33 protein-coding genes are annotated in these 26,001 nt (G+C 52.8%); 12 read left to right on the plus strand and 21 right to left on the minus strand.

Annotation, left to right across the window (positions count from 1 at the left end; genetic code table 11):
- Positions 1 to 23: 23 nt before the first annotated feature.
- Positions 24 to 1,376 carry a glutathione-disulfide reductase gene (gorA, locus tag EK22_RS06515; protein WP_036249139.1) on the plus strand — a complete coding sequence of 451 codons (1,353 nt, stop codon included), beginning with the start codon at positions 24 to 26 and terminating at the stop codon, positions 1,374 to 1,376.
- A 106-nt stretch (positions 1,377 to 1,482) separates the two neighbouring features.
- On the opposite strand, the gene EK22_RS06520 is transcribed toward gorA, so the two are convergent.
- The 14 genes from EK22_RS06520 to EK22_RS06585 form a co-directional block, all read right to left on the minus strand.
- Positions 1,483 to 1,800 carry a DUF2818 family protein gene (locus EK22_RS06520; RefSeq protein ID WP_020160795.1) on the minus strand — a complete coding sequence of 106 codons (318 nt, stop codon included), beginning with the start codon at positions 1,798 to 1,800 and terminating at the stop codon, positions 1,483 to 1,485.
- Positions 1,800 to 3,296, minus strand: a complete 1,497-nt coding sequence (gene lysS, locus EK22_RS06525) for a lysine--tRNA ligase (protein WP_020160794.1) — start codon at positions 3,294 to 3,296, stop codon at positions 1,800 to 1,802. The genes EK22_RS06520 and lysS overlap by 1 nt, the downstream gene beginning before the upstream one ends.
- A gap of 87 nt (positions 3,297 to 3,383) precedes the next feature.
- Positions 3,384 to 4,482 (minus strand): peptide chain release factor 2 gene (prfB, locus tag EK22_RS06530; RefSeq protein ID WP_152565014.1). Its coding sequence is split into 2 segments (ribosomal slippage): positions 3,384 to 4,406 and positions 4,408 to 4,482, totalling 1,098 coding nucleotides; the frame shifts between segments, so codons are not numbered across the junction.
- A 170-nt stretch (positions 4,483 to 4,652) separates the two neighbouring features.
- Complete coding sequence (locus EK22_RS06535) at positions 4,653 to 4,973, minus strand: non-heme iron oxygenase ferredoxin subunit (protein ID WP_036249141.1); 321 nt, start codon at positions 4,971 to 4,973, stop codon at positions 4,653 to 4,655.
- 149 nt (positions 4,974 to 5,122) lie between these two features.
- The gene (locus EK22_RS06540) at positions 5,123 to 5,899 is read right to left on the minus strand and encodes a class I SAM-dependent methyltransferase (RefSeq protein WP_036249144.1); all 777 of its coding nucleotides are present in this window, start codon (positions 5,897 to 5,899) and stop codon (positions 5,123 to 5,125) included.
- A gap of 162 nt (positions 5,900 to 6,061) precedes the next feature.
- Complete coding sequence (gene sufU, locus EK22_RS06545) at positions 6,062 to 6,514, minus strand: Fe-S cluster assembly sulfur transfer protein SufU (RefSeq protein ID WP_036249146.1); 453 nt, start codon at positions 6,512 to 6,514, stop codon at positions 6,062 to 6,064.
- A 73-nt stretch (positions 6,515 to 6,587) separates the two neighbouring features.
- Positions 6,588 to 7,811, minus strand: coding sequence for a cysteine desulfurase (locus tag EK22_RS06550; protein WP_036249148.1), 1,224 nt, complete (start codon positions 7,809 to 7,811; stop codon positions 6,588 to 6,590).
- A gap of 85 nt (positions 7,812 to 7,896) precedes the next feature.
- Positions 7,897 to 9,219, minus strand: a complete 1,323-nt coding sequence (gene sufD / locus EK22_RS06555) for a Fe-S cluster assembly protein SufD (RefSeq protein ID WP_036249151.1) — start codon at positions 9,217 to 9,219, stop codon at positions 7,897 to 7,899.
- Positions 9,219 to 10,010: a Fe-S cluster assembly ATPase SufC gene (gene sufC, locus EK22_RS06560; protein ID WP_036249154.1), complete on the minus strand. Its 792-nt coding sequence runs from the start codon at positions 10,008 to 10,010 to the stop codon at positions 9,219 to 9,221. Before sufC ends, sufD begins: the two co-directional genes overlap by 1 nt.
- A 74-nt stretch (positions 10,011 to 10,084) precedes the next feature.
- Positions 10,085 to 10,297 (minus strand): type II toxin-antitoxin system HicB family antitoxin, encoded by a 213-nt coding sequence (locus tag EK22_RS06565; protein ID WP_020160785.1) that lies wholly within the window; start codon positions 10,295 to 10,297, stop codon positions 10,085 to 10,087.
- A complete protein-coding gene (locus EK22_RS06570) occupies positions 10,287 to 10,547 on the minus strand; it encodes a hypothetical protein (protein ID WP_020160784.1) in 261 nt (86 codons plus the stop codon). Before EK22_RS06570 ends, EK22_RS06565 begins: the two co-directional genes overlap by 11 nt.
- Complete coding sequence (gene sufB / locus EK22_RS06575) at positions 10,547 to 11,995, minus strand: Fe-S cluster assembly protein SufB (RefSeq protein ID WP_020160783.1); 1,449 nt, start codon at positions 11,993 to 11,995, stop codon at positions 10,547 to 10,549. Before sufB ends, EK22_RS06570 begins: the two co-directional genes overlap by 1 nt.
- Before the next feature lie 13 nt (positions 11,996 to 12,008).
- Positions 12,009 to 12,458 carry an SUF system Fe-S cluster assembly regulator gene (locus EK22_RS06580; protein ID WP_020160782.1) on the minus strand — a complete coding sequence of 150 codons (450 nt, stop codon included), beginning with the start codon at positions 12,456 to 12,458 and terminating at the stop codon, positions 12,009 to 12,011.
- Between the two features lie 85 nt (positions 12,459 to 12,543).
- Positions 12,544 to 14,808: a DNA internalization-related competence protein ComEC/Rec2 gene (locus EK22_RS06585; RefSeq protein ID WP_036249157.1), complete on the minus strand. Its 2,265-nt coding sequence runs from the start codon at positions 14,806 to 14,808 to the stop codon at positions 12,544 to 12,546.
- Between the two features lie 53 nt (positions 14,809 to 14,861).
- On the opposite strand from EK22_RS06585, the gene EK22_RS06590 reads away from it, so the two are divergent.
- A complete protein-coding gene (locus tag EK22_RS06590; protein ID WP_232216392.1) occupies positions 14,862 to 15,392 on the plus strand; it encodes a DUF2062 domain-containing protein in 531 nt (176 codons plus the stop codon).
- A 51-nt stretch (positions 15,393 to 15,443) separates the two neighbouring features.
- Here EK22_RS06590 and lolD read toward each other — a convergent pair whose 3' ends face one another.
- From lolD to fur, 3 genes are read right to left on the minus strand one after another with little or no spacing between them, the layout of a single operon-like run.
- Positions 15,444 to 16,124 (minus strand): lipoprotein-releasing ABC transporter ATP-binding protein LolD, encoded by a 681-nt coding sequence (gene lolD / locus EK22_RS06595; protein WP_020160779.1) that lies wholly within the window; start codon positions 16,122 to 16,124, stop codon positions 15,444 to 15,446.
- The gene (locus EK22_RS06600) at positions 16,117 to 17,364 is read right to left on the minus strand and encodes a lipoprotein-releasing ABC transporter permease subunit (protein WP_020160778.1); all 1,248 of its coding nucleotides are present in this window, start codon (positions 17,362 to 17,364) and stop codon (positions 16,117 to 16,119) included. The genes lolD and EK22_RS06600 overlap by 8 nt, the downstream gene beginning before the upstream one ends.
- Positions 17,365 to 17,386: 22 nt before the next feature.
- A complete protein-coding gene (gene fur / locus EK22_RS06605; RefSeq protein WP_020160777.1) occupies positions 17,387 to 17,806 on the minus strand; it encodes a ferric iron uptake transcriptional regulator in 420 nt (139 codons plus the stop codon).
- Between the two features lie 173 nt (positions 17,807 to 17,979).
- Here fur and EK22_RS06610 point away from each other — a divergent pair, with 173 nt between their 5' ends.
- Positions 17,980 to 18,498: an outer membrane protein assembly factor BamE gene (locus EK22_RS06610; RefSeq protein ID WP_369798188.1), complete on the plus strand. Its 519-nt coding sequence runs from the start codon at positions 17,980 to 17,982 to the stop codon at positions 18,496 to 18,498.
- Positions 18,499 to 18,543: 45 nt separating this feature from the next.
- Here the strand turns inward: EK22_RS06610 and EK22_RS06615 are convergent, their stop codons facing one another.
- The 3 genes from EK22_RS06615 to EK22_RS06625 are packed head-to-tail and all read right to left on the minus strand — an operon-like array spanning position 18,544 to position 20,617.
- The gene (locus EK22_RS06615; RefSeq protein ID WP_235209236.1) at positions 18,544 to 18,816 is read right to left on the minus strand and encodes an RnfH family protein; all 273 of its coding nucleotides are present in this window, start codon (positions 18,814 to 18,816) and stop codon (positions 18,544 to 18,546) included.
- Between the two features lie 7 nt (positions 18,817 to 18,823).
- Positions 18,824 to 19,255, minus strand: coding sequence for a type II toxin-antitoxin system RatA family toxin (locus tag EK22_RS06620; RefSeq protein WP_036249161.1), 432 nt, complete (start codon positions 19,253 to 19,255; stop codon positions 18,824 to 18,826).
- Positions 19,256 to 20,617, minus strand: coding sequence for a sodium-dependent transporter (locus tag EK22_RS06625; RefSeq protein ID WP_036249163.1), 1,362 nt, complete (start codon positions 20,615 to 20,617; stop codon positions 19,256 to 19,258).
- Between the two features lie 105 nt (positions 20,618 to 20,722).
- Between EK22_RS06625 and smpB the strand changes: the two genes are divergently transcribed.
- From smpB to EK22_RS06660, 7 genes are all read left to right on the plus strand, one after another.
- Positions 20,723 to 21,208 carry an SsrA-binding protein SmpB gene (gene smpB / locus EK22_RS06630; protein WP_020160772.1) on the plus strand — a complete coding sequence of 162 codons (486 nt, stop codon included), beginning with the start codon at positions 20,723 to 20,725 and terminating at the stop codon, positions 21,206 to 21,208.
- A gap of 7 nt (positions 21,209 to 21,215) precedes the next feature.
- Entirely contained in the window at positions 21,216 to 21,782 is a 567-nt protein-coding gene (locus EK22_RS06635) for a hydrolase (protein ID WP_036249166.1), read from the plus strand.
- 17 nt (positions 21,783 to 21,799) lie between these two features.
- Positions 21,800 to 22,153, plus strand: coding sequence for a HopJ type III effector protein (locus EK22_RS06640; RefSeq protein WP_036249169.1), 354 nt, complete (start codon positions 21,800 to 21,802; stop codon positions 22,151 to 22,153).
- Positions 22,154 to 22,256: 103 nt separating this feature from the next.
- On the plus strand, positions 22,257 to 22,502 hold the full coding sequence (locus tag EK22_RS24890; protein ID WP_020160769.1) for a FitA-like ribbon-helix-helix domain-containing protein: 246 nt from the start codon (positions 22,257 to 22,259) through the stop codon (positions 22,500 to 22,502).
- Complete coding sequence (locus EK22_RS06650; protein ID WP_036249171.1) at positions 22,499 to 22,879, plus strand: type II toxin-antitoxin system VapC family toxin; 381 nt, start codon at positions 22,499 to 22,501, stop codon at positions 22,877 to 22,879. The genes EK22_RS24890 and EK22_RS06650 overlap by 4 nt, the downstream gene beginning before the upstream one ends.
- Positions 22,880 to 22,944: 65 nt before the next feature.
- Positions 22,945 to 24,006: an NAD(P)/FAD-dependent oxidoreductase gene (locus EK22_RS06655; protein ID WP_036249173.1), complete on the plus strand. Its 1,062-nt coding sequence runs from the start codon at positions 22,945 to 22,947 to the stop codon at positions 24,004 to 24,006.
- A complete protein-coding gene (locus tag EK22_RS06660; protein WP_036249176.1) occupies positions 23,984 to 24,556 on the plus strand; it encodes a tRNA 5-(aminomethyl)-2-thiouridylate-methyltransferase MnmM in 573 nt (190 codons plus the stop codon). The genes EK22_RS06655 and EK22_RS06660 overlap by 23 nt, the downstream gene beginning before the upstream one ends.
- Positions 24,557 to 24,585: 29 nt before the next feature.
- Here the strand turns inward: EK22_RS06660 and EK22_RS06665 are convergent, their stop codons facing one another.
- The gene (locus EK22_RS06665) at positions 24,586 to 24,957 is read right to left on the minus strand and encodes a hypothetical protein (protein WP_020160765.1); all 372 of its coding nucleotides are present in this window, start codon (positions 24,955 to 24,957) and stop codon (positions 24,586 to 24,588) included.
- Between the two features lie 220 nt (positions 24,958 to 25,177).
- Between EK22_RS06665 and EK22_RS06670 the strand changes: the two genes are divergently transcribed.
- Together EK22_RS06670 and EK22_RS06675 are read left to right on the plus strand one after the other, a co-directional pair.
- Entirely contained in the window at positions 25,178 to 25,492 is a 315-nt protein-coding gene (locus tag EK22_RS06670) for a pyrimidine/purine nucleoside phosphorylase (protein WP_020160764.1), read from the plus strand.
- 4 nt (positions 25,493 to 25,496) lie between these two features.
- Positions 25,497 to 25,970 (plus strand): LabA-like NYN domain-containing protein, encoded by a 474-nt coding sequence (locus tag EK22_RS06675; protein WP_020160763.1) that lies wholly within the window; start codon positions 25,497 to 25,499, stop codon positions 25,968 to 25,970.
- Positions 25,971 to 26,001: the final 31 nt, after the last annotated feature.

Raw genomic sequence — 26,001 nt, forward strand, 5'->3', positions numbered from 1 at the left:
TCTTCAGACTCAAGAGAAGGCAAATGAATCATTATGATATTGATCTGTTCGTAATTGGAGGGGGCTCGGGGGGCGTTCGCGCCGCACGCACGGCCGCCGGTCTCGGCGTACGTGTGGCCCTTGCCGAAAACCGTCATCTCGGAGGAACCTGCGTTAACCTCGGTTGTGTACCCAAAAAGCTGTTTGTTTACGCATCGCATTTTCGGGAAGACTTTCTGGCTGCAAAAGGATTCGGCTGGTTTATCAACCAGCCGCAATTCGATTGGCCTCGCCTGTTGGCGCAAAAAAACCATGAGATAGAACGGTTACGAGGCATTTACCAAGATTTGCTCAATGATTCCGGCGTCATGTTGCTGGAAGATCGGGCGCATTTGCTCGATGCCCATACCGTGCGCGCGGGCGAGCGGCAGTTCCGTTGCGAGCGCATCCTGATCGCCACCGGCGGCTGTCCGTTCATACCCGACATTCCCGGCAAGGAGCATGCCGTGACTTCGGACGAAATGTTCGCACTCGATCGACTTCCGAAGCGGATTCTGATTGTCGGCGGCGGCTATATCGCCGCTGAATTTGCCGGCATCATGCACGGTTTGGGCGTTGAAACGACTATTTGTCACCGCGGTGATAAATTATTGAAGGGATTCGATGAGGATGTCAGAACATTCGCTGCGCGGGAAATGTGCAAAAAAGGTATCGCCATCCGTTTCAATACCCAGATTGACGCAATCGAGAAAACCGGAAATGGCTTTGCCGCACATACTGATCAGGGACATCGGCTCGAATCCGGCCTGATTTTGTATGCAACCGGGAGGACACCGAATATTTCCGGTTTTGGACTGGAAGCCGTTGGCGTGGAACAGGATGACGTGGGCGCGATAAAAGTCGATGAGCATTACCAGACCAATATCCCTTCGATTTATGCGTTGGGCGACGTGACTCATCGCTTTAACCTGACTCCGGTAGCCACGGCTGAAGCGATGGCCCTGGTATACGGACTGTATACCGACAAACCCGCGCCGGTGGATTATGACAACATTCCAACCGCCGTCTTCAGTCAGCCGCCTGTCGGCATGGTGGGATTAACTGAAGCCGAGGCGAAAAACCGTTATCCGGATATCGATATTTACCAATCCGTATTCACGCCGATGAAACACACGCTGTCCGGTCTTGATGAGAAAACACTGATGAAAATGATCGTCAGGCGCAGTACCGACAGGGTACTTGGCGTCCATATGGTCGGGACCGATGCCGGAGAAATCATCCAGGGCATGGCCGTGGCGATTCGGGCCGGAGCGACAAAAGCAGTTTTTGACTCGACTATCGGCATTCACCCCACCGCCGCGGAAGAGTTTGTCACGATGCGGAAAGCGGAGCTGTAATGTACGCGGCCCGGCTTTTAGACTGTAGGATACGCAGTGCGTACCTTTTCAAAGCTGCGATGAGTCGGCAAATTTTGAAAAAGGTATGCAATGCATGCCCTACGGGCTAATCCTGCATCTTTCTCGACAAAAGTCGCCTGAGATCGTAATGATAAATGAAGCCCGGCAAAGCAAAGACTAAAAACAGGCACAGCGTCGTGACGTAAAACTCCCAGCCCTGATCATGCCGGGTTCCGGTCAGCTTATACTCCAGCGCGACGGACAGGGCGCCTGTCAGCGCATACATCACCAGCCATTCCAGCCAGCGCAACCAGGCGCTCTTGTCCCGTTTGAAGACCAGCAGGAACCGGTCGCTAACCCACGGCAGATTGGCCGCGAAGACGGCGGCCAATATCAGCAGGCTGTAGAGCCCTGATGGTGTCATCAGGCTTTCGGTCTCATGTGCGGGAACAGCAGGACATCGCGGATGGACGGCGCGTCCGTGAACAGCATGACCAGACGGTCGATTCCGATGCCCTCGCCCGCGGTCGGCGGCATGCCGTGTTCCAGCGCGATGATATAATCGGCGTCGAAATGCATGGCCTCGTCGTCACCGGCCTCTTTTTCCTCGACCTGTTTCTGGAAGCGCGCCGCCTGATCCTCTGCGTCATTGAGCTCGGTAAAGCCGTTGGCGATCTCGCGGCCGCCGACGAAGAACTCGAAGCGGTCCGTAACATGCGGGTCGTGGTCATTGCGGCGCGCCAAGGGCGACACCTCGACCGGGTAAGCGGTGATGAACGTCGGATTCATCAGGCGATGCTCGACGGTTTTCTCGAAGATCTCGATCTGTATCTTGCCCAACCCGTAACCGTCCTTGACCGGGATTTTCAACTTTTCCGCGACCTTAACGGCCGCCTCGCGGTTATCGATATCGGCCGGCGTCAAGTCGGGATTGAAATGCAGAATCGAGTCGAACACGGTCATGCGGTCGAACGGCTTGCCGAAATCGTACTGCTCGCCTTGATAGGTGATGACCGTCTTGCCTAGCACGTTTTCGGCCAGACCGCGCAGCATCTCCTCGGTCAAATCCATCAGATCGTGGTATTCGGCATAGGCCTGATAGAACTCCAGCATGGTGAACTCGGGATTGTGGCGCGTCGACAGGCCTTCATTACGGAAGTTGCGGTTGATTTCAAACACGCGCTCGAAGCCGCCGACCACCAGACGCTTCAGATACAGTTCCGGTGCGATACGCAGATACAGGCCCATGTCCAGCGCATTGTGATGAGTCATGAAAGGCCGCGCCGTGGCGCCGCCCGGGATGGCCTGCATCATCGGCGTTTCCACTTCCAGGAACTGTCGCTCGATCAGAAACTGGCGAATGTAGGCGACGATTTTGGAACGCATCAGGAAGGTCTGGCGCGATTCTTCGCTCATGATCAGGTCCAGATAGCGCTGACGGTATTTGACTTCCTGATCCGTAAGGCCATGGAATTTTTCCGGCAGCGGGCGCAGAGCCTTGGTCAGCAGACGGATATCATCGACCTTGACGCTGAGCTCATTGGTCTGGGTTTTGAATAGCACGCCTTCCGCGCCGACGATGTCGCCGATGTCCCACTTTTTGAACTGCTCGTTGTAAAACCCTTCCGGCAGCGCATCGCGGGTCACGTACAGCTGTATCCTGCCGGACATGTCCTGAATATGGCAGAAGCTGGCCTTGCCCATGATACGGCGCGTCATTATGCGGCCGGCGATCTTGATGCGAACAGGTTCCGCTTCGAGTTCTTCCTTTGATTTTTCGCCGTATTCCGCCAGCACTTCGCCGGCAACCACGTTGCGGCGGAAGTCGGTGGGGAATGCGACGCCGTTTTCACGCAGTTCATTCAGTTTGCTGCGGCGTTGTCTGATTTGTTCCTGTTCGTCCCGTTCAATTTCTGACATGTTTATTTTGACTCTTATCGTTATAGGATGAGCGCAGACTTCGCGCCCAGCCGGTGTATTTTCTGTTTGCTATAAATTTTTGATGACTTACAGTCCGCTTTTCAGGCTGGCTTCGATAAACTGATCCAGATCGCCGTCCAGGACCGCTTGCGGATTGCCGGTCTCGACGCCGGTGCGCAGGTCCTTGATACGCGACTGGTCGAGCACGTAAGAGCGAATCTGGCTGCCCCAGCCGATATCCGATTTGGTATCTTCCAGCGCCTGCTGGGTTTCGCTGCGCTTGCGCATTTCCAGTTCATACAGTTTGGCTTTCAACTGTTTCATGGCCGTATCACGGTTTTTATGCTGCGAGCGGTCGCTCTGGCACTGCACGACGATGCCGGTGGGGTTGTGCGTGATACGCACGGCCGACTCGGTACGGTTGACGTGCTGGCCGCCGGCGCCGCTGGCCCGGTAAACATCGACGCGCAGGTCCGCCGGATTGATGTCGATGTCGATATCGTCATCGATCTCGGGCGAAACGAACACCGATGCGAACGAGGTATGGCGGCGATTGCCCGAATCAAACGGCGATTTCCGGACCAGCCGGTGCACGCCCGTTTCAGTGCGCAGCCAGCCGAACGCATAGTCGCCTTCGAATTTGATCGTGGCGCTCTTGATGCCGGCGACATCGCCTGCCGACTCTTCGATCAGCTCGGTCTTGAAGCCCTTGCGCTCGCCCCAGCGCAAGAACATGCGTTCGATCATCGAAGCCCAATCCTGCGCCTCGGTGCCGCCGGAGCCGGCCTGAATATCCAGAAACGCGTTATTGGCGTCCATTTCGCCGGAGAACATGCGCCGGAATTCAAGGGCGGCGACTTTTTTTTCCAACTGCTCCAGATCGTCCGCGACCGTATCGACGGTTTCCTCATCATTTTCTTCGACAGCCATGGCCAGCAGTTCTTCCGCGTCGGCCAGGCCGTGTTCCAATTCGTTGATCGTATTGACGACCGCTTCCAGCTGGCCGCGCTCCTTGCCCATGGCTTGCGCCAGGTCCGGGTTATCCCAGATTTTCGGGTTTTCCAGTTCCCTTAAGACTTCGACCAGGCGCTCGCTTTTGGTTTCGAAGTCAAAGATACCCCCTAAGGGCTTCACCACGGCTTTTCAGGTCGGCTATTTTATGCTTAATCGGATTTATTTCTTGCATGGAATGTTTTTAACCAAGGCGTTCGAAACCGGAAGCTATCGACAAGCTCCGGCCAGTGAAAATTCAAATAAAAGGCGGAATTATAAACTATAACGCGGTTCTGTTCATGCAGAACTTAGCGGCTGACGTTATGCAGCTTCAGGCGAATGAATTCATTGTGATCGGCAGCATCAATCCCAGCGGTTATCCCTGACCTGCACTCTGCCGTTCTCGATGCGCACCGGAAAAGTGTCGATATCTTCATAAGCGGGCGGCGCCTTTACCGCGCCGGTCTTTACGCAAAAGCGCGCGCCGTGTCGCGGACAGACAATTTCGCAGCCGTCCAGCTCGCCGCTGGCGATTTCCGCGCCGTCATGCGTGCAGACATCTTCAATGGCATAAAACCGGCCTTCGATTTTGAAGACGGCCACATCCGTTCCGTCGACATCGACGACGATATGCTCGCCATCAGCCAGTGCGTTTTGATCGATTACATCTATCCAGTCGGACATTTTTCACCTTAATTGTTTATAAAGGCTATTAAGCAGATTGATTAATTAACCACGAAGAACACAAAGTTCACGAAGAAGAATATAAAAATTCGTGTCCTTCGTGTTTTTTGGCTTGTTGATACGTATTCAATCGGTCCTATTGAGATGCCCTATTTTAAATACACATCGAACCGGAGCAACTTGCCCTGAAAGCTCTCGCTCGGCTTGCCGCCCAAAGGCTCGGCATAATCCGGACTTTTCACCACGACACGTTTTCCAGCCACCTTCATGGCCGCCTCAAAAAGCTGTTCCTTGTCCTGATCGTCGCCCAGCAGATCGCGCAGCACCACCATCGATTTTTTCGCTAGCGCCGATTTTTTGCGCTTGGGCGGAAACATCGGGTCCAGATAAATACAGTCGGGCGGCGTTTCCAGAGCCGTCAGGATTTCAATGGCGTTGCCGGTCAACAAACGCGGCGGCTCCAGGTTCAGGCGCTGCATCCAGTCCAGTCCGGCCAATCGCCTGAAACCGTCAGCCAGCAATTCGGCCATGACCGGCGAGCGCTCTATGCACAACAGCTCATAGCCCATGCGGAAAATATGCAGGCTGTCCTGAGCCCACCCGGTCGTGGCATCGACAACGGTTCGGGTCTTGCGCCCGAGCGCGTGCGCCAGGGCGTCCTGTTTCGGCGCCGGCCACGAGCGCTGTTCGCCGTTGCGCGGTTCAATCTCGACGAACAAGCCGCCTTTTTTGAACAATTCCCTGTCGAGCAGTTTCAGTATGCCGTCGCGCCAGGTCAGCAGGAAGGCTTCGGGAATCTCTTTCGGAAGCCCCTGATAAAGCGGCACGCCCAGCCGCGCGGCCAGTTGCTGAAACGGCAGCGGATCGCCATGGCCTTCATAAAGAACGGCAAGCTGACCGACATAGAGCTGGTTGATTATATTCATGCCTTGCAAAGAACTGGTAGAGAGCACTTGGCCGGAAGGCGTATCCTCGATACATCCCAAAGCTGTAGGGTCGAATTAATTCGACCCTGGAACGCAACGGTCAGCCGACCGGTCGCACCCGAGGGTTGTCATGTGGCCAGGTCAGACGCTTCACATCCTGGCTTATTCCGTGGAAATCGATTTTTGCTCGTTCTTCAGCGCCGCATCGAGCGTGTGCCAGGCCAGCGTCGCGCACTTCACGCGCGCCGGATATTCGCGCACGCCGGCCAGCACGGCCAGCTTGCCGACCGCGGCCAGACTGGCCTGCTCGCCCTTGCCGGTGGTCATCTCATGGAACTGCTTGAACAACTCCTCGGCTTCCTGCTCGGTTTTGCCCTTGATGATTTCGGTCATCAGCGATACCGAAGCCGTGGAGATGGCGCATCCCGAGCCCTGGAAACTGGCATCCGCGATCACATCGCCGTCCATTTTCAGGAACAAGGTCAGGCGATCGCCGCACAGCGGATTAAAGCCTTCCACCTGCCGGTCCGCATTTTCAATGACACGGAAATTGCGCGGGTTTCTGTTGTGGTCAAAAATAACCTCTTGATAGAGGTCGCGTAAATCATCAAACATAGGTGTTCTCAGTTAAATTCGGTATATCAATCGGAATAAAGCGCTTCTGAACTAACGAGGGCGCGAACAAGCTTCAGCCAAATACCTCGATCAGGGATTTTATCCCCTGCATCAAGACATCGATTTCTTCTTTGGTATTGTACATGGCAAATGAGGCTCTTGCCGTGGCCGGAACCTCGAAGAAATCCATCACCGGCATGGCACAATGGTGCCCGGCCCTGACCGCGATGCCCAGACTGTCCAGCATGGTGCCGATATCGTGCGGGTGGATTTTATCGAGCACAAAAGACAGGATCGCGCCTTTGTGTTCGGCCTCGCCGATAATGCGCAGCCCCTTGATCTGCCTGGCCTGTTCAGTGGCATAATCCAACAGCTCGGCCTCGTAAGCGGCAATGGCATCCATGCCGATTTCATTCAGATAGTCGATGGCGGCGCCGAGACCGATCACATCGGCAATGCTGGGCGTGCCGGCTTCGAACTTGTACGGCAACACATTGTATTCGGTTTCTTCAAAGGTAACTTTGCGTATCATGTCGCCGCCGCCCTGGTATGGCGGCATGGCTTCCAGCAGCGCCTGTTTGCCGTACAGAACACCGATGCCGGACGGGCCGTACAGTTTATGACCCGAGAAAGCGTAAAAGTCGCAATCGAGTTCCTGCACGTCCACCGGCATGTGCGGAATGGCCTGCGCGCCGTCCAGTAATACCGGAATGCCCCTGCCGTGCGCCGCGGCAATGATCCTTTTGACCGGATTGACCGTGCCCAGGGCATTGGACATGTGCACGATGGAAACCAGCTTGGTTTTTTCGTTCAGCAGTTTCTCAAAGCCGTCGTAGATCAACTCGCCTTTATGATTGATCGGTGCGACTTTTAATACCGCGCCGGTCTGCTGGCACAGCATTTGCCAGGGTACGATATTGGAGTGATGCTCCATGCCGCTGATCATGATTTCGTCGCCGGCCTTGATATGGGTCCGGCCGAAGGTCTGGGCGACCAGGTTGATGGCTTCGGTCGTGCCTTTGACAAAAATAATCTCTTTGTCGCTGGCCGCATTGATAAATTCCTTGACCTTGATGCGCGCCGCTTCGAACTGATCGGTGGAACGCACGCTCAAGGTGTGCACGCCGCGGTGCACATTGGCGTAATCGTGGCGATACAGATGCGAGATGCTGTCGATCACCCTATTGGGCTTCTGGCATGTAGCGGCATTGTCCAGGTAAACCAAGGGCTTGTTGCGGATTTTCTGCTCCAGGATAGGAAAATCGGCCCGAATTTTTGCTACAGGGAAATTGGTCATAATATTAATGTTTCGAAAATTTACGCGTCGCTTAATCAGCAATGCCACATATTTAACTTAATCAACTGAATGCTGCTGTCTCTGCTTACAGCCATTCTTTCTTAACGCCTTCCTGAGGGAAGCGCGCCAATAACTGTTCCAGCAATCTATCGTGCAGGTCTTTGATTTTGACCTTATCGACCATCTCGTTGGCAAACGCGAAAGTCAGCATGTTACGGGCTGTTTCTTCATCGACGCAGCGCGATTGCAGATAAAAAATCGATTTTTCATCGAGCTGGCCTACCGTCACGCCATGGCCGCACTTGACGTCATCGGCATAGATTTCCAGCTGCGGCTTGGTGTCGATTTCGGCATCATCGGACAGCAGCAGATTACGGTTATTCATTTCAGAATCGGTATTCTGAGCATCCTGCGCTACAATCACGCGCCCCTGGAACACGCCGCGCGCCCTGTCATCGAGCACGCCTTTATAAACTTCGCGACTACTGCCGCGCGGCTCTAGATGATTGATGCGCGTATGGTTATCGATGTGCTGGCGTTTGCCGCCCACGAACAAGCCATTCAGCTCACATTCGGACGCATGGTCGAGATCGGCATGGATATCGTTGCGCGCCAACAAGCTGCCAAAAGCAAAGTTATGGTGCCTGAAACGGGCATCACGCGCCTGTTTAACGTAGATGCCGCCGAAATGGTAGGCTTTATCGGACTCGCTTTGCTGTTTATACAAGGTCAGCTCCGCGTTAGGCCCGACGAACACTTCGGTAACGGCTGCCGACAGATAAGCCTGACCCAGACCGACAAAGGTCTCTATGACTTGCGCTTCAGCCGAGTCATAGAGAATGATGACATGGCGCGTTGCCGCCAGCGTCTCGGCCTGCGTGACGACATGCAGCAACTGCACCGGCTTCGCCAATGCCTGTCCGGCCGGCACATGCACAAACAGCCCATCGGTAAACCAGGCGGTATTGAAGGCGATGAAACTGTTGTCTTCGCCCGCCACGGCACGACCCAGATACCGCTCCAGCAGCGCAGATTGCGCATTCAGCGCCTCGGCCATGCTCATCACCGAAACCGATTCCGGCAGACCGTCCAGCACTGACAGTTCAGCTGAAAAATGCCCGTCAACCAGCACGATCGACCAGGCGTCTTCCAGCTGATGCTGTCTCAGCCAGTCCGCGTCAACCGTACCCGCCGTTAAACCGGCAACCGGTTTGAATAGCTTTTTCTCGATCGCGGACACGTTCGTATAGCGCCAGTCCTCTTCGCGCAGCGAAGGGAAACCATGCACTGAAAAACTGGCCAACGCCTCGCTTCTTAACTGTTGCAGCCAGGTCAACGACTGACCCGGCAAGGCTGGCGCTATGCTTTGATATTCAGCCGTATAACGGCTTGCTGTTGCCGTAGTCATTACGCAGCTCCGCCAGCAACCGCTCCCTGCATTGCTTTATCTCCGGCATCCATGCGGTCGACCCAACTGTAACCTTTCTCTTCCAGCTCCAATGCCAGCTCGGGACCGCCGGATTTGACGATTTGCCCGTGCGCCAGTACATGCACGAAGTCCGGTTTGATGTAACTCAGCAAGCGCTGATAATGCGTCACCATGACAAACGAGCGGTCCGGCGAACGCAAGGAGTTGACGCCGTCTGCGACGATTCTCAGCGCGTCGATGTCCAGACCCGAATCGGTTTCATCGAGGATGCACAATTTAGGTTCCAGTATCGCCATCTGCAGGATCTCGTTGCGTTTCTTTTCACCGCCCGAGAAGCCTTCGTTGACGGCGCGGTACAGAAACCGTTCGTCCATTTCCAGCAGGCGCACCTTGTCCTTGACCAGGGTCAGAAAATCCATCGCGTCGACTTCCGGCTGGCCGTGATGCTTGCGGATGGCGTTCAGCGCCGCTTTCAGCAAGTAAATATTGCTGACGCCGGGAATTTCGACCGGATATTGGAAAGCCAGAAACACACCTTCGCGCGCGCGGATTTCTGGCGCCATGTCCACCAGATTCTTGTTCTGATACGTGATGGAGCCTTCCGTCACGGTGTAGCCGCTCTTGCCTGACAATACATGCGATAACGTGCTTTTGCCGGAGCCGTTCGGCCCCATGATGGCATGAATCTCGCCGGCATTGATCTGCAGATTGATGCCTTTAAGAATGGGCTTGTCGCCTACGTTGACGTGAAGATTTTCTATGCTGAGCATATTTGTTTTACCTAACTATAAAAATTATTTGAATGGTTTACGCCAAAGCTATGCAAATCATTGATTCGCGCTGATTACGCATACAATAAGCGCCCTTTCGGTTCCGGAATAGAACGCCCTAACTCCCTGGCCGTTTCTATCCATTCATTGATCACTTGTTCAGCATTCCGGACGGCCTCTTGGTAACTATTGCCGTCCGCCATACAGCCCGGCAATTCAGGAACCTCAACAAGATAAGACTGATCTTGCTCACTCCAGTAGATAATCATTTCGTACTTACTGGTCATATTCCAATCCCAAATGATAATTCACAATAATTTGCCTCACTTGTTTGACCTGATAGGCTTTCGCCATTGCGCCTCTAGGTTGTAAATTCAGAATTTCAGCAATACCGTCACGAGTAAATATATGATGATCGCCGTGTATCCTGACATCAAACTGTAACCGTTGCAGCAACTGCGTAAGTTCCAAAAACGAGATATTATTATCGGAACGTCCGTTCAATATCCTGGTGAGTAATTTATCGTATTTACCCACTAGCCAACCGAGCCTTCCAGACTCAACCCCAGCAAAGCTTGCGCCTCAACCGCAAACTCCATCGGCAGTTCCTTGAACACTTCCTTACAAAAACCGTTCACTATCATGGACACGGCGTCTTCCGCCGATAGGCCGCGCTGCTGACAGAAGAACAGCTGATCTTCGCTGATCTTGGACGTCGTCGCTTCATGCTCGACCTGCGCCGAAGGCTGTTTGACCTCGACATACGGGAACGTATGCGCGCCGCATTTATCGCCGATCAGCAAGGAGTCGCACTGGGTGTAGTTGCGCGCGTTCTCGGCGCTTTTCAACACCTTGACCAGGCCGCGATAGGTATTCTGCGCGCGGCCTGCCGAAATGCCCTTCGAAACAATCGTGCTGCGGGTGTTTTTGCCGATATGGATCATCTTGGTGCCGGTATCGGCCTGCTGGAAATTATTGGTCAGCGCCACCGAGTAAAACTCGCCGACGGAATTGTCGCCGCTCAGAATGCAGCTCGGGTATTTCCAGGTGATCGCCGAACCGGTCTCCACCTGCGTCCAGGACACTTTGGCATTTTCGCCGCGGCAGTCGGCCCGCTTGGTGACGAAATTGTAGATGCCGCCTTTGCCTTCCTTGTCGCCCGGATACCAGTTCTGCACGGTGGAATATTTAATCGTCGCGTCCTTCAAGGCGACCAGCTCGACCACGGCCGCATGCAGCTGGTTTTCGTCGCGCATGGGCGCCGTACAGCCTTCCAGATAGCTGACATGGCTGCCTTCGTCGGCAATGATCAGCGTTCTTTCAAACTGCCCGGTATTGGCGGCATTGATGCGGAAATAGGTCGACAATTCCATCGGGCAGCGCACGCCTTTCGGAATGTAGACGAATGAGCCGTCGGTAAACACGGCCGCATTGAGCGCGGCAAAGAAATTGTCGGTATGCGGCACGACCGAGCCCAGATATTGCTGGACCAGTTCCGGATAGTCGCGCAAGGCTTCCGAAATCGGACAAAAAATAATACCGGCCTCTTTCAACTTGCCCTTAAACGTCGTCGCCACCGATACGCTGTCAAACACCGCATCGACCGCCACACCGGCCAGCCGTTCCTGTTCGTCCAGCGGAATGCCCAGCTTTTTGTAGGCTTCCAGCACTTGCGGATCGACTTCGTCCAGGCTTTTCGGACCGTCTTCCTTGCGTTTGGGCGCCGAATAGTAGCTGATCGACTGATAGTCAACCGGCTCAAACTTGACGAACGCCCAGGTCGGCGACTGCATGGTCTGCCAGTGGCGAAACGCTTTCAGCCGATATTCGAGCATAAACTCGGGCTCGTTCTTGACCTTGGACAGCTTGTGAATAACATCTTCATTCAATCCGGGCGGAAACGTGGTGGCTTCCAGTTCGGTCACAAAGCCCTGCTTGTATTCACGACTGATCAGGTTCTCGATTTCTTTCGCACTTGTTGACATAAACAACTCTAATTTAACGATATAAACTGGCAACCGGAATAAAAACCTCTTCCGGCACGACGGCAGGTCTGATCATATCCGCCAGAGTCACGGACTCCAGGGCGTTATGAATCGTCCGGTTAATCAAGCTCCAATTACCGCGAATATCGCAGCCCGAAGCCTGTTCACAGCCCTGATGGGAAATACTGCATTCGGTCAGCGCAATCGGCCCTTCCAAAGCGCTGATAACCGTCGCCACACTGATTTTCTCAGGCACCCGGGCTAATGCATAACCGCCCTTGGCGCCGCGCGTGGATATCAGCACCCCCGCTTTCACCAGCGACTTCAGGATTTTGCTGACCGTAGGCAAAGCTATTCCTGTGGCTGCCGCTATTTCCATAGCCGCATGCACATGCGTTTCATCCTTCGCCATAAAACTCAGAATGACCGTTGCATAATCAGTTAATTTGCTCAACCGTAACATACCTACCTCTTTAATTGAGGACCATTTTAGTCCTATTTAATTCCGTAGTAAAGAACTTGGTTATTACTAAAACGAAAATCTTGCATCAGCGACTGTTCCAATATCGGCTTTCGCGCCCCCGCATGGTTTGCACGGCCAGCGAATCGGTTTCGGCATCGACAAAAATCGCGCCTTGCTCGGCAATATTCAGCCATTGCGCAATGACAGCCTGATAGCGCTGCAACACGGACTGATGAGGAAATCCAAACTGATTGCGGTAGCCGGCCGGAATCAGCACATAATCAGGCTGAACGTTTTGCAGAAACGGCCGGGTCGATGAAGTTTTGCTGCCATGATGAGGCGCAATCAGCACATCCGCCTTCAGTTGCCCGCCATAAGCCTCGACCAGCCAGGTTTCGGCCGAAGCCTCTATATCGCCGACCAATAACACAACCCCTTTTTCAGACTGAATTTTTAACACACAGGAATTGTCGTTTTCCGAAACAAAACCCGACGGGGCTGGCGACAACATTGTGAACATCACGCCATCCCAACGCCATGACTGCCCTGCCATGCAAGCGACCGGCGCATGACTGCTCAGCTGTTGCGGCACGCTGGTAAGCACCTGCCCGGTCTCGATGCCTTTCATCAATGATTCAGCGCCGCCGATATGGTCGTTGTCGCCATGACTGATGATCAGACTGTCAATCTTGTCGATGCCCTGCTTACGCAAAAAAGGCAGCACCACGCTACGGCCCATATCGCTTTGCTGGGAAAATTTCGCGCCAGTGTCGTACACAAGCACATGACCGGATGTTTGCACGACCGCCGACAAGCCTTGGCCGACGTCCAGCAAGGTCATCCTGAAGCCGCCCGGCTCAGGCCGGTTCGGTTCCGTAAAGGCCAGCGGCAAAAACATCACCAGCCCCAGCCAGCGAGCCGGCATGCCGACAGGTGCCAGCATGATCAAGATGCCCGGTATGGCGAAACATAATGCCCAGCCCGGAGGCTGCGCATGATTTATCACGGATAACGGCGTGTCCGCCAGCGCACTCAATAGCCACCACAACCCCTGCAGCACGACATCGACGAGAACAAACAGATTCCCGGCCAGGGCCGGCGAGACCCACATCACCAGCACCGACAGCAATGATAACGGCACAACCAGAAAACTGACAACAGGCACCGCAATAAGATTAGCCAGCGGAGCAATCAATGAAACTTGCTGGAAAAAGAACAGCAACAATGGCGACAAAGCTATGGTCGTGGCCCAATTGATCTTCAGGGTTCCTTCAAGATAGCCGGGCTTGCCAAAGCGTCCGGCAACGGCATAAACAATCACCGCCACCGCCAGAAAAGAAAGCCAGAATCCTGCCGACAGGACCGCCAAAGGGTCCAGTAACAGCACCGCGAACATGGCAGTAGCCAAGGTATGAAAGGAACGGGTATTACGCTGCAGAATAATGGCGACCATGACAACAGCCAGCATAATGACCGAGCGTTGCGTCGGAATGGAAAAACCGGCCAATGCCGAATACAGGATGGCGACGGCTAACGCCGATAATGCAGCAACTTTTTGAGGAGACCAGGTCAACAGCCCTGTCCATGCCCACAATCTGAGTACGGCAAAATAGACCAGTCCGGCGACCAATCCGATATGCGCCCCGGAAATCACCATCAGGTGAAGCGTGCCGGTTTTACGAAAAACCTCCCATTGTTCCTGACGGATTTCATTGCCGTCACCAATCGTAATTGCTTTTACAAGCGGAAGGCTCTTGCCATCGCCCAGCAATTGCGACAACTGATCGGCTATACGCTGCCGCCCCGCCGAAATACTGTACCAGGCCGGATCATCCGACAGCATGACAGGCGCCGGATGATTGCGCACATAGCCTGTCGCCCCGATACCTTCCGTGAACAGCCAGCGTTCATAGTCGAATCCGCCGGGATTCATATTACCGTGCGGCCGCTTCAATTTGACGGTAACCGACCACTGCTGACCCGCCCTGACCTCATGCTTGGGATAATACCAGCTTAACCGTATTTTCGAAGGCAGGCCTCCACCGGATTCAGAAACAACCAAATCAAAGCGTACACGCTTTTCGTCCTGTTCCGGCAAACCGACCACAACGCCTTTGACTGGGATATTGATCCCTTCCAGCGACTCGGGCAGCCTGTCCGTCAGTCTGTTCATTGCGAACAGGATCGCCCACAACGCGCCCAATAGAAAAAACAACACCCGCCATAACCGCAACCCGGCCACCAAACCGGCAATGAGGCCGCCCGCCATCAGCCATTCGCCGGCAGGCAATGCCGGCAACTGCTGAGCCAGCAGAGCTCCAGCTAAAAATAACAGTGTAAAAACCAGCATTCGACTTCCGGTATTTTGAGGTCAACAAAAACCTGATAGACTTAGGTGATTAAGTGACTTTTGATATAACCACAATGCCTAAAAAACTGATACAAAAATACCTGCCCAAATCTGAAGCGATTAAAAACCACAAGAATCTTCAGTTTCTCGGCGACAAACTGCATGACCCCAATCTCTGGCATTTAAATCGCCGATCAGTCTCCATGGCCGCCGCCGTAGGTCTTTTTGTAGCCTGGATTCCAACACCTGGACAAATGGCGATTGCAGCCGTGCTGGCGCTGTATCTCAGATCCAACCTGCCTATTTCCGTCGCCCTGGTCTGGATAACCAACCCTCTGACCATGCCCCCGATGTTTTATTTTGCCTATTTGGTTGGGCTTCGGGCGCTAAATCAGCCTTTACCCAGCGAAGGCTTTGAGTTTTCGATGGATAGCGTCATGTCGGGGCTCAGTCAGGCCTGGGAACCTTTTCTTCTGGGCTGCCTGATGATCGGCATTATTACTTCCGTCGTCGGCTATTTCGGCGTCAAGGAATTATGGCGCCATCATGTCGCCAAGAAATGGGCCGCAAGAAAGGCAAGATAAAACGCGAGCGCCAGGGTTAAACAGCATGCGCTGTCTAACCCTGGCGGGGACTCACCCGACAATCACTCCGTCTTCCATATGCAGCACCTTGCCCATCCTTGACGCCAGATCATGATCGTGCGTCACCACCAGAAAACTGACATTCAGCTCCTGATTCAGCTCCAGCATTAACTGGTAAACCTGGTCAGCCGTTTTACTGTCCAGGTTACCGGTCGGCTCGTCGGCCAAAACGCATTTGGGATTATTGATCAGCGCCCTGGCTATGGCCGCGCGCTGCCTTTCTCCGCCTGACAACTCGCCCGGCTTGTGTTCGATACGATGTCCCAGCCCCACCCGCTGCAATAAATCTATGGCACGGATACGCGCCTGTTTTACCGAAAGACCGGCAATCAGCAATGGCATCGCCGTATTCTCCAACACGGTAAATTCACCCAGTAAATGATGCGATTGATAGATAAAGCCCAGGGAACTGTTTCTTAACCTGGCCAGTCTCGTTGCGCTGACTTTATTCAAATTGACATTATCCAGCACCACTTCTCCGCCGCTGGATTTTTCCAGTCCGCCCAGCAAATGCAGCAACGTGCTTTTGCCCGACCCCGAGGCGCCCATAATGGCGACGCGCTCGCCGATCCCGATCGTTAAATTAACGCCCTTGAGGACCTCAACGTCCAGCCCGCCCTGATTATAACGCTTGGTTAATTGCCGGCATTCCAGAATGCTAGATTTATTCATATCTCAGAACTTCCGCTGGATTTACTTTGGACGCCTGCCAGGCAGGATAAATTGTCGCGGCCAGCGACAGAAAGAAGGCCATGCCCGCGATCGCATAAACATCCGACCATACGAGCTTGGAAGGCAGTTGACTGATGTAGTAGACATCGGCCGCCATGAACTGAACCTGAAATAATTTCTCAATCGCCGGCACGATGGTTTCGACATTTAACGCCAGCACGATGCCGCCCATGGTACCCAGAAGCGTACCTACAGCGCCAATGACAGTGCCTAACACCATAAAAATACCCATGACCGAACGTGCCGTCAGTCCCTGGGTTTTCAGGATAGCGATATCGCCGCGCTTGTCCGTGACCACCATGACTAGCGTCGAAACGATATTAAAGGCCGCCACGGCCACTATCAGCAGCAGGATAATGAACATGACCCGTTTTTCAGTCTGAATCGCGCGGAAGAAGTTGCTGTGCGCCAGCGTCCAGTCACTGACCCGGTATTCATGAGAAAAATCGGCCGCCATAGCATGCGTGATCCGCGGCGCATTAAACAGATCATCCAACTTGATCCTGAGCCCCGAAACGGCGTCCCCCAATCGGAATAATTTAGCCGCATCATCGATATGAATGATGGCCATATTACGATCATATTCATACATGCCGACCTGGAAAATACCGATCACGGTAAAACGCCGCATCCGGGGCATGATACCGGCGGGTGTCGAATTGACCTGCGGACTGATGACAGTGACCTTGTCGCCGACGATAACGCCCAGGTGACCCGCCAGCTCCGCGCCCAGGACAATGCCGAATTCACCGGGAACCAACTGGGACAGCCGCCCTACCTGCATTTTGTTAACGACATCCGAAACAGAGGACTCGTATTCAGGCAGAATTCCGCTCAGCAAGGTACCGCTGACGCGTCTGCCGGCATTAATCATGACCTGTCCGTCGATGAAAGGAGCAGCCGCCTCTACATGCGGATAGTCTTTGACGCGCGGATGCAACTCCCGCCAATTATTCAACTGGCCCTGGTTGCCGGTAATCGTGGCATGCGATGTCATGCCGAGAATCCGCTCGCGCAACTCGGCTTCAAAACCGTTCATGACCGACAGGACCGTAATCAGCGCCGTGACCCCCAGGGCTATCCCCAGAACCGAAGTTAAAGTAATGAAAGAAATGAACTGCGTACGGCGTTTAGCTCGCGTATAACGCAAGCCAATATAAAAAATAAGAGGCTTAAACATGAAGTCTGTAAGTTAGGGGGAATCAGGATTTTCTGCAGGCAGAACAATAGCCATATAAATAAAGGCTGTGATCGGTTAACTCATAACCGAGTTTTTCCGCGATTTCTCGCTGCCGCGCTTCAATGAGCTCATCGGTGAATTCATCCACTTTGCCGCATTTCATGCAGAGAATGTGATCATGGTGATCACCTTTAGCCAGTTCAAAAACAGAGTTCCCTCCCTCAAAGTGATGCCGCGTTACCAGTCCCGCTGCTTCAAATTGGGTCAGAACCCGATAAACCGTGGCCAAACCGATATCCTCATCCTCGCTCAACAGGATTTTATAAACCTTTTCAGCCGTTAAATGATGCTCATCAATCTGGTTTTCTAAAATTTGCAGAATCTTGACCCGAGGCAACGTGACCTTCAGTCCTGCATTCTTTAAATCTTGCGTTTCCAACATAAATCTCCGCTTTTGCCGATTAACTGTCGGCTATCTATAGGGTATCGCACATTGTAGCTTTTTTTTAGCATGAAGCGCATGACTGTTTAATAGGATAATCGCTTAACATCGGGTATGATTTTATCTTTTTTCAAACTATTCCGTCGCCTCAAATGGGAAAGCCGCTTTTTTCTTTGACTTTGCTGGCAAGCCTGACGCTTGCCTCATGCTCCACCATTCTCAATAATTTACCCGGCGTCTACAGCATAGACATTCAGCAAGGCAACATGATCGATCAGTCCATGATCGATCAGATCCGCCCCAACATGAACAAGCGCCAGGTGCTGTATATCATGGGCTCCCCCATGCTGACGGATGCTTTTCACCCAAACCGCTGGGATTACCTTTACTCCAATCAACCCGGCGGCGAACCCAGAATGCAGAAAAAAGTCTCGCTGTTCTTCGACGGTGATCGAGTCATCGGCATTCAAGGCGATTTTAAACCCAGCGCCTTGCCCGTGATCAAAGAATCGGAAGAAACAACGGTGGATTTGCCGCCGCGGGATCTCGAAAAAACCATGTGGGAAAAAATCACCAACCTGTTCGGCATCGATGACATTGATCGTTCGACTGAATCCGATCGCTTGACGGAACCTGGCCCGGCAACTTCGGAACCCACGATAAACTATCCCGACGACTCGATGCCTCGCTGAATTAAGTCCGCCCTGCATCTCCCCACACTAATGGCGCTGCAAATTTTAACCTCTTGCCGCCCTTCGCCGCCTCGCATCCTTGGGATCAATCAGCAAAGGCCGATAAATTTCTATTCTATCGGCCTGCTTTAACACCTGATCCATCCCGCAGACGTTGCCAAAAATACCGACTTTGTTGCTCCCGGACAGATCAATTTCCGGAAACCGGGCCAACACTCCGGAAGCTTTTATCGCCTGCTCGACGGACGAGCCTTCAGGCAGTTTAAGCACCAAAATCACTTGCTCTTCCGGCTTGGCATAGGCAACTTCGATATCAATCAGCACATCAGCCATAGATTTCCTTGGCCCGCTGAGTAAAAGAACTGACCATGGTGTTGCATATCTGGTTAAATACCGCGCCAAATGCCAGATTCGCCAGTACGCCCGGCATCTCGAATTCCAGATTCAGGGAAATTTTGCTGGCATCCTCGCGCAACGGCATGAAATCCCATGTTCCTTCCAGATAGGAAAAAGGCCCTTCCAACAAGGACACCGTAATCCTGCCGCCTTCATCAATTTTATTTCTTGTCGAAAAGGATTTTTTGAATCCGCCTTTGGAAATCACCAGCTCCGCTTCAACCATATCGTCTTCGCGCTTGAGGATTCGACTGCCGCTGCACCACGGCAAAAAGCGCGGATAGGCTTCGATATCATTGACCAGATCGAACATCTGCTGGGCGGAAAACTTCACCAATGCGCTTTTTTCTACAACGGTCATTCAGATAACCCCAACCACATTCAGAAAAACCAAAAAAACAGCCGCGGGAGAAACGTAACAGACTAAAAATTTCCATACCTGATAACCCTGTGTGCCAGGTATTTGCAGTTCTTGCTCGCTGTGTTGCTGCTTCATGATCCATCCGGCAAACACCGCGACCAAAAAACCGCCGATAGGCAATAATAGATTGGCCGTCAGATAGTCCATTAATTGAAAAATATTTCTGCCGAAAATCGTAAAATCAGACCATAAATTAAATGAAAACACGGTCCCTAAACCCAACAGCCATGTCACCAAGCCTGCCCAGATACAGGCCTGTTCCCTGTCTAAATCCCTATTCTCCACCAGCCACGTAACAGCCGGCTCAATCAGGGAAATGGACGACGTCAAAGCCGCGAACACCAACATCACAAAAAAAAGAATACCGAACAGCCAGCCGCCGCTCATATTGCCGAAAGCGATCGGCAACGTTTGGAAAATAAGGCCGGGGCCGGAACCCGCTTCCAATCCGTTAGCGAAAACGATAGGGAAAATGGCAATGCCGGCCAATAAGGCCACAATCGTATCGGAACCGGCAATTAAAAACACCGTTTTCGTAATAGACACATCCTTGGGCAAATAAGATCCATATACCATTATGGCTCCCATGCCCAGGCTCAGAGTGAAAAACGCGTGGCCCATCGCGGTCAACACGGAATCGCCGGTAATCTTGCTAAAATCCGGACTAAACAAAAATTCAAGACCTTGTTCATAAGCGCCCGTCGTCATGGCATAGCCGACCAGCAAAATCATCAGCACAAACAGCCCCGGCATTAAAAATTGCACGGCTTTTTCCAACCCGCTCCTGACGCCGCGCGCCACAATCAGCATCGTGGCCAGCATAAACAAAGTATGCCAGAAGATCAGTTGCGCGGGACTGGCGACGAAACCGTCAAAAAGCGCTTTTATTTCGGTCGCGCCCGTACCTGAAAAACTGCCGGTAAACGCTTTCAGGACATAAGCCGAAGCCCAGCCGGCGATAACGCTGTAATAAGAAAGAATCAGGAAACCGGCGATAACGCCCATCCAGCCCACATAGTGCCAATTGGTATCCGCCTCAGCCTCGGCGGCCAGCGTTTCCATGGTGTTGATAGGGCTCTGCCTGCCCCGGCGCCCGAGCATCGTTTCCGCAATCATAATAGGGATACCGATGAAGGCTATGCACAGTAAATAAACGAGAACAAATGCTCCGCCGCCGTTTTCGCCTGTGATATAAGGGAACTTCCAGATATTCCCCAGGCCAACCGCCGAACCCGTAGCTGCAAGGATAAATGCCAAGCGTGATGACCATTCACCATGAATCGATTTTTTTGTATCCGTCATTTGAGTGCCTGTTATCTCTATTAAAAAACTCAATTTTTTCAGTAAATCGAGTAAAATAGCAAAATTATACCCTTCCGTCAGTCTAAAAATCTCAACCAGCACACTATGGCCGATAAAAAGTCCAAGAAAAATAAGAAGCAGCAAAACAACACAATTGCCCAGAATCGCCAGGCCACTCATGAATATTTTATTGAGGAGCGGTTTGAGGCCGGTCTTGTTTTGGAAGGCTGGGAAGTAAAAAGTCTGCGCGACGGTCGCGTACAACTGAAAGAAAGCTATGTCACATTAAAGCGCGGCGAAGCCTGGCTGTTCGGCGCGCATATTTCCGCCCTGAACTCGGCATCGACCCATGTCAAACCGGAAGCCATCCGTTCAAGAAAGCTGTTATTGAACCGTCATGAACTCAACAAGCTGATCGGCGCCGTGGAACGTAAGGGTTACACGATCATCCCGCTGTCCATGTACTGGAAAAAGGGCCGCGCCAAACTGGAAATCGGCCTGGCCAAAGGTAAACAACTGCACGATAAACGCGCCTCTTCAAAGGACCGCGACTGGCAGCGGGAAAAAGCACGCATTATGAAGCACGCCTGAGGTAACAATGTCCACACACCCTGATCTCCTGTCGACGGACAACAGCCTGCTGGTCGTTGTCGACCTGCAAGCCAAATTATCGGCCGCCATGCCTGAACCGGATGCGGAACTGATGACCGCTAATGCCGGCAAACTGATTGAAGCCGCTGGCCGGCTGAACATTCCCGTACTGGTCACCGAGCAATATCCCAAAGGCTTGGGCCCGACCCATGCGTCCGTCGTGGAAAAACTGCCCGAAACCGCACAGGTCTTCGAAAAAACCGGCTTCTCCTGCTGCGCCGCCAACGGCTTTAACCAGGCACTGCGGGACAGCCAGCGTCAGCAAATCATACTGGTTGGCCAGGAGACCCATGTCTGCGTTCTGCAGACCGCCCTTGAACTGCTGCACCAAGGCTATCAGGTCCATGTAGCCGCCGATGGTGTCTGTTCCCGCAAAGCCGAGCACAAGCTCTACGCCTTGCAGCGCATGCAACAGCACGGCGCCGCGATTACCAATTACGAATCGGTCCTGTTCGAATGGCTTAGAGACGCCGCGCACCCCGATTTCAAAAGCCTGTCAAGCCTTCTTCGTTAACTAAATAAATATTGACCATGTCACTGACTACATTTATTGAAAAAATCACCAGCAACAGCCCCGTCAGTTTTGACGAAACCATCGCCGTCATTACCGAAAACTACCATTACCAACCGACGGAATTCAGCAACGGCCAGAATGGCGACGCCTTAACCAATGCCGCCGGCACCAACGAAGGCTCCTGCAAGATTTTCGCCTTCGCCCGGCTTCACGGGCTTGACCAGCAGCAGACGCTGAACCTGTTCGGTGACTACTACCGTGTTGATGTTCTGAACGACCCTGACGGCACAGGACATCAAAACATCAGAAATTTCATGAAATACAGCTGGGGCGGCATTAGTTTCAATGGCGAAGCGCTGACCGCGAAATAACACTTGCCTGGCAATCGGCGATAACCCTCTCCGCTGTTTTGCGGATTGACAGCAATGCTGTCAATCCCTATAGTAAAAATTTCCTACTATCGAAAAAATAGCCATGCCGACACTAACGATACGCAATTTGCCCGAAAACGTCCATGCGGCATTACGCATTCGCGCTGCCCAAGACGGACTGAGCGTGGAAGCCGAAGTGCGCAATATTCTGACCGAAGTTTGCCTGAACACTAAAAAACCTGTCACCAGCCTGCAACAATTGGTTGACAAGCTTTATCACGGAAAAAAGCCGGATAATGTCGTTGAGCAATTGATTCAGGACCGAAGAAAGGCAGCGGAAAGAGAATGATTGTACTCGATGCTTCGGCATTGTTAGCCTTCCTGTTCCGTGAAACAGGACATGAGATGGTAGAACAGTATATTGAAGACTCCTGCATTTCCACCGTGAACTTAAGCGAAGTGGCGGGCAGATTGATTCGTGACGGCATTGATGCCGCACCGCTAATGGAGCAAATAAAGGAAACTTCAATAGAAATCATCCCATTTACTCAAGCCCATGCCCTGCATGCGGCTAACTTTATTCCCCGAACCCGGCGCTACGGACTTTCGCTAGGCGACCGGGCTTGCCTGGGATTGGCGCGCGAACAGCGCCTGCCCGCTTTAACCGCGGATATTGCCTGGTCCGACTTGACGAATATTGATGTCGAAATCATTCAAATACGCTAAACAGACACGCTATTTGAAACAACTCAAGACCAGCATTAACAAAGATCATCGGCCTTAATCGCATCATGAATATCGACTTTCTGATCATCGGCCAGGGACTGGCCGGCAGCCTGCTCGCCTGGGAACTGATACAGCAAGGCCGCACAGTCGTCATTATCGATAACGGCCGGGAGAATGCCTCGCAGGTGGCCGCGGGACTCATCAATCCCGTTACTGGCCTGCGCTTCGTAAAATCCGCCGATGTCGACAGCTTATTGCCGGCAGCGAAACAGTATTACTCGAATTTATCCGATTTTTTTCATCAGCCTTTTTATATTGAAAAGGCCATGCTGCGGCTTTTTCGTAATGAAGCCGAGTTAAATCACGGACGGAAGCGGCTTGACGATCCCGAGTATGAGAATTACTTAGGCGCCATCACAACATCCGACAACGCCATATCCTCTCTGAAAACGCCTTTCGGTTTTATAGAGCAAAAACAGACCGGTTATTTATTGACCCGACCGTTATTGCGTTGCCTGAAAGAGTTTTTTATCGCCAGCGACTGTTACAGATTGGCGGAATTCGATGACCACGATATTCAACTCGAACCGTCCTTGCGCTGGCAGGATATTTCGGCCAGACAAATCATCTTCTGTACCGGTTATCACGCAAGCCGGGGCCCCTGGTTTTCCTGGCTGCCCTTTCAACCGGCAAAAGGCGAGATACTAACGCTGTCGCATACCGGCCAACTGCCCGCTAAGATCCTTAATTACGGCAACTGGCTGATCCCGCTCAATGACAGCCAGATCCGTATCGGCGCCACCTTCGAACGCGACTCTTTAAACACCGACATCACCGATACGGCCCGAAACGCTTTATTGGCCGCACTGCAACAACGGGCCCCCGTGCTTAAAACCACGTTAATCAATCAGCAAGCCGGCATCCGGCCTTGCACCAGAGACCGCTATCCGTTTATCGGCCATCATCCCCGGTATCCGCGCATCGCCATTTTCAATGGTTTCGGCGCCAAAGGCAGCTTACAGATTCCCTGGTACAGCCAGCGCTTTGCCGATTGCCTGCTGAATAACACGCCCTTGCCCTTATCCTGCGACATCCAACGCTATCATGAAACGCATTTCCCTGGTTAAAGAAGCCCATAATCTTATTAAAGACAAACTCCAGCCCGGCAATATCGCCATTGACGCAACGGTAGGCAACGGCCACGACACCTTGTTTTTGCTTGAACACATAACGCCGACCGGCCGGGTTTACGGTTTCGACATTCAACAGGCGGCGCTGGATTGTGCCCGGGCAAGATGCGAGCAATTCAGCCGTCCCGACTGCCTGACATTAATTCATGCCAGTCATGCGCGCATGACTGAAAAAATCCCCGGCCAACAGCATGGAAAAATCAGCGTCATTATGTTCAACCTGGGCTATCTGCCGGGCGGCGACAAGAGCATTATCACCCAAACCGATTCGACATTACAGGCCTTGCACGGCGCGAGCAGGCTATTGGCGCCCGGAGGGCTTATCACGATCCTCGCCTATCCGGGCCATGCGGGCGGCGACCGGGAAACCGAACAGGTCGAGCACTGGTGCGGGCAACTGGGCAAACAGGCATTCAAAGTCGATACGATTTACGGCGCGGAACACAAGGACTCGGCCCCAAGGCTTTTTGCCGTCCGCAAGACGTAATAAAACCCGCTTATCGATATGGCAAAAAACTACGGCTCGAATTTTATCGCTATGCCGCGCACTCTATTTAACGGGACGGCCCGGTAACTGCGGGAAGCGCCATTGATGGCCGAATCGATGGGCACATGCACCTGGCTATGTTGGAAGGCTGGCCCGATGACTATCGCATCCGCCCCCATTTCCCTGGCCTTCTCCACCAGAGCATCATTGGCATGATCGCCCGCGCTAACCTCAAGTTCCGCTATTTGCCGGTACTTGCGATCGCGCGGCCAGGTATCCAAAACCTCGACGTTAGCCGTCGGCTCGAACGTATCCCTGGTATATCGCACCTCCTGCACTGTGGGAGGGCCGCAAGCCGCCAGTGAAAAAAACACAACCAACAGGACTGATGCATACTTCATGGCCAGGCCTCCATAGAGTGTCTGGCTGAAACTACACCCTTTTCCCGCCTGACGCCATAGGCACAAACACTGACCGCGAGCCATGCAAACAACGCAAGCCCGGACGCGTATCCAGAGACCCGGACCTGAAACATACGCGAAATCAAAACAACGGCGAGACAATCTGTTATCATTGCGGTCTTTTTTTATCTTTATCCAGTATCAACTTTAAGGACAGAAAATGTCAGAATTCAATAATGTATCGGTTGTTAAAAAAGCCAATGTCTACTTCGGCGGCAATGTCAGCAGCCGTACCATTCGTTTTGCCGACGGCTCGACAAAGACCCTGGGCTTCATACTGCCGGGCGAATACACGTTTAATACCGCCGACAAGGAAGTGATGGAAATCCTTGATGGTGATCTGGATGTACTGCTGCCCGGAACCGATGAATGGCAAACCGTTAAAGGCGGTCAATCATTCGATGTGCCGGCTAACGCGCAATTCAGCATAAAGGTTAAAACACCCACCGACTACTGCTGTGCGTATATAAAATAGCGATATGGAAAAAGTCGCCATCTTTGTCGATGTGCAGAATATCTATTACACCGTCAAGCAAAGCTATCAGCGCCATTTCGACTACCATGCATTCTGGAATCGCGCCACGGCCGACAGAGACGTGGTTGCAGCGTTCGCTTATGCCATAGACAAAGGCGACAGCAAACAGCAGGGGTTTCAGCAAATACTCAGAAATATCGGTTTTGAAGTCAAACTGAAACCCTACATTCAGCGCAGCGACGGTTCAGCCAAAGGTGACTGGGACGTTGGCATTACGCTCGATGTCATCGAATATGCGCCCAAAGTCGATGTCATCATTTTATTATCGGGCGATGGTGACTTTGACCTGCTGCTCAATAAAGTCCGCGGCAGTTATCCGGTAACCACGGAAGTCTATGGCGTGCCGGCACTGACGGCGCCATCGCTGATTTACTCGGCCGACCGCTTTATAGCCATTAATGACAAACTGCTGTTGTAAACAAGCAGTCGCTCGATAAAAAGCGGCCGAC

The organism is Methylobacter sp. BBA5.1 (assembly GCF_000746145.1).
Lineage (GTDB): Bacteria > Pseudomonadota > Gammaproteobacteria > Methylococcales > Methylomonadaceae > Methylobacter > Methylobacter marinus.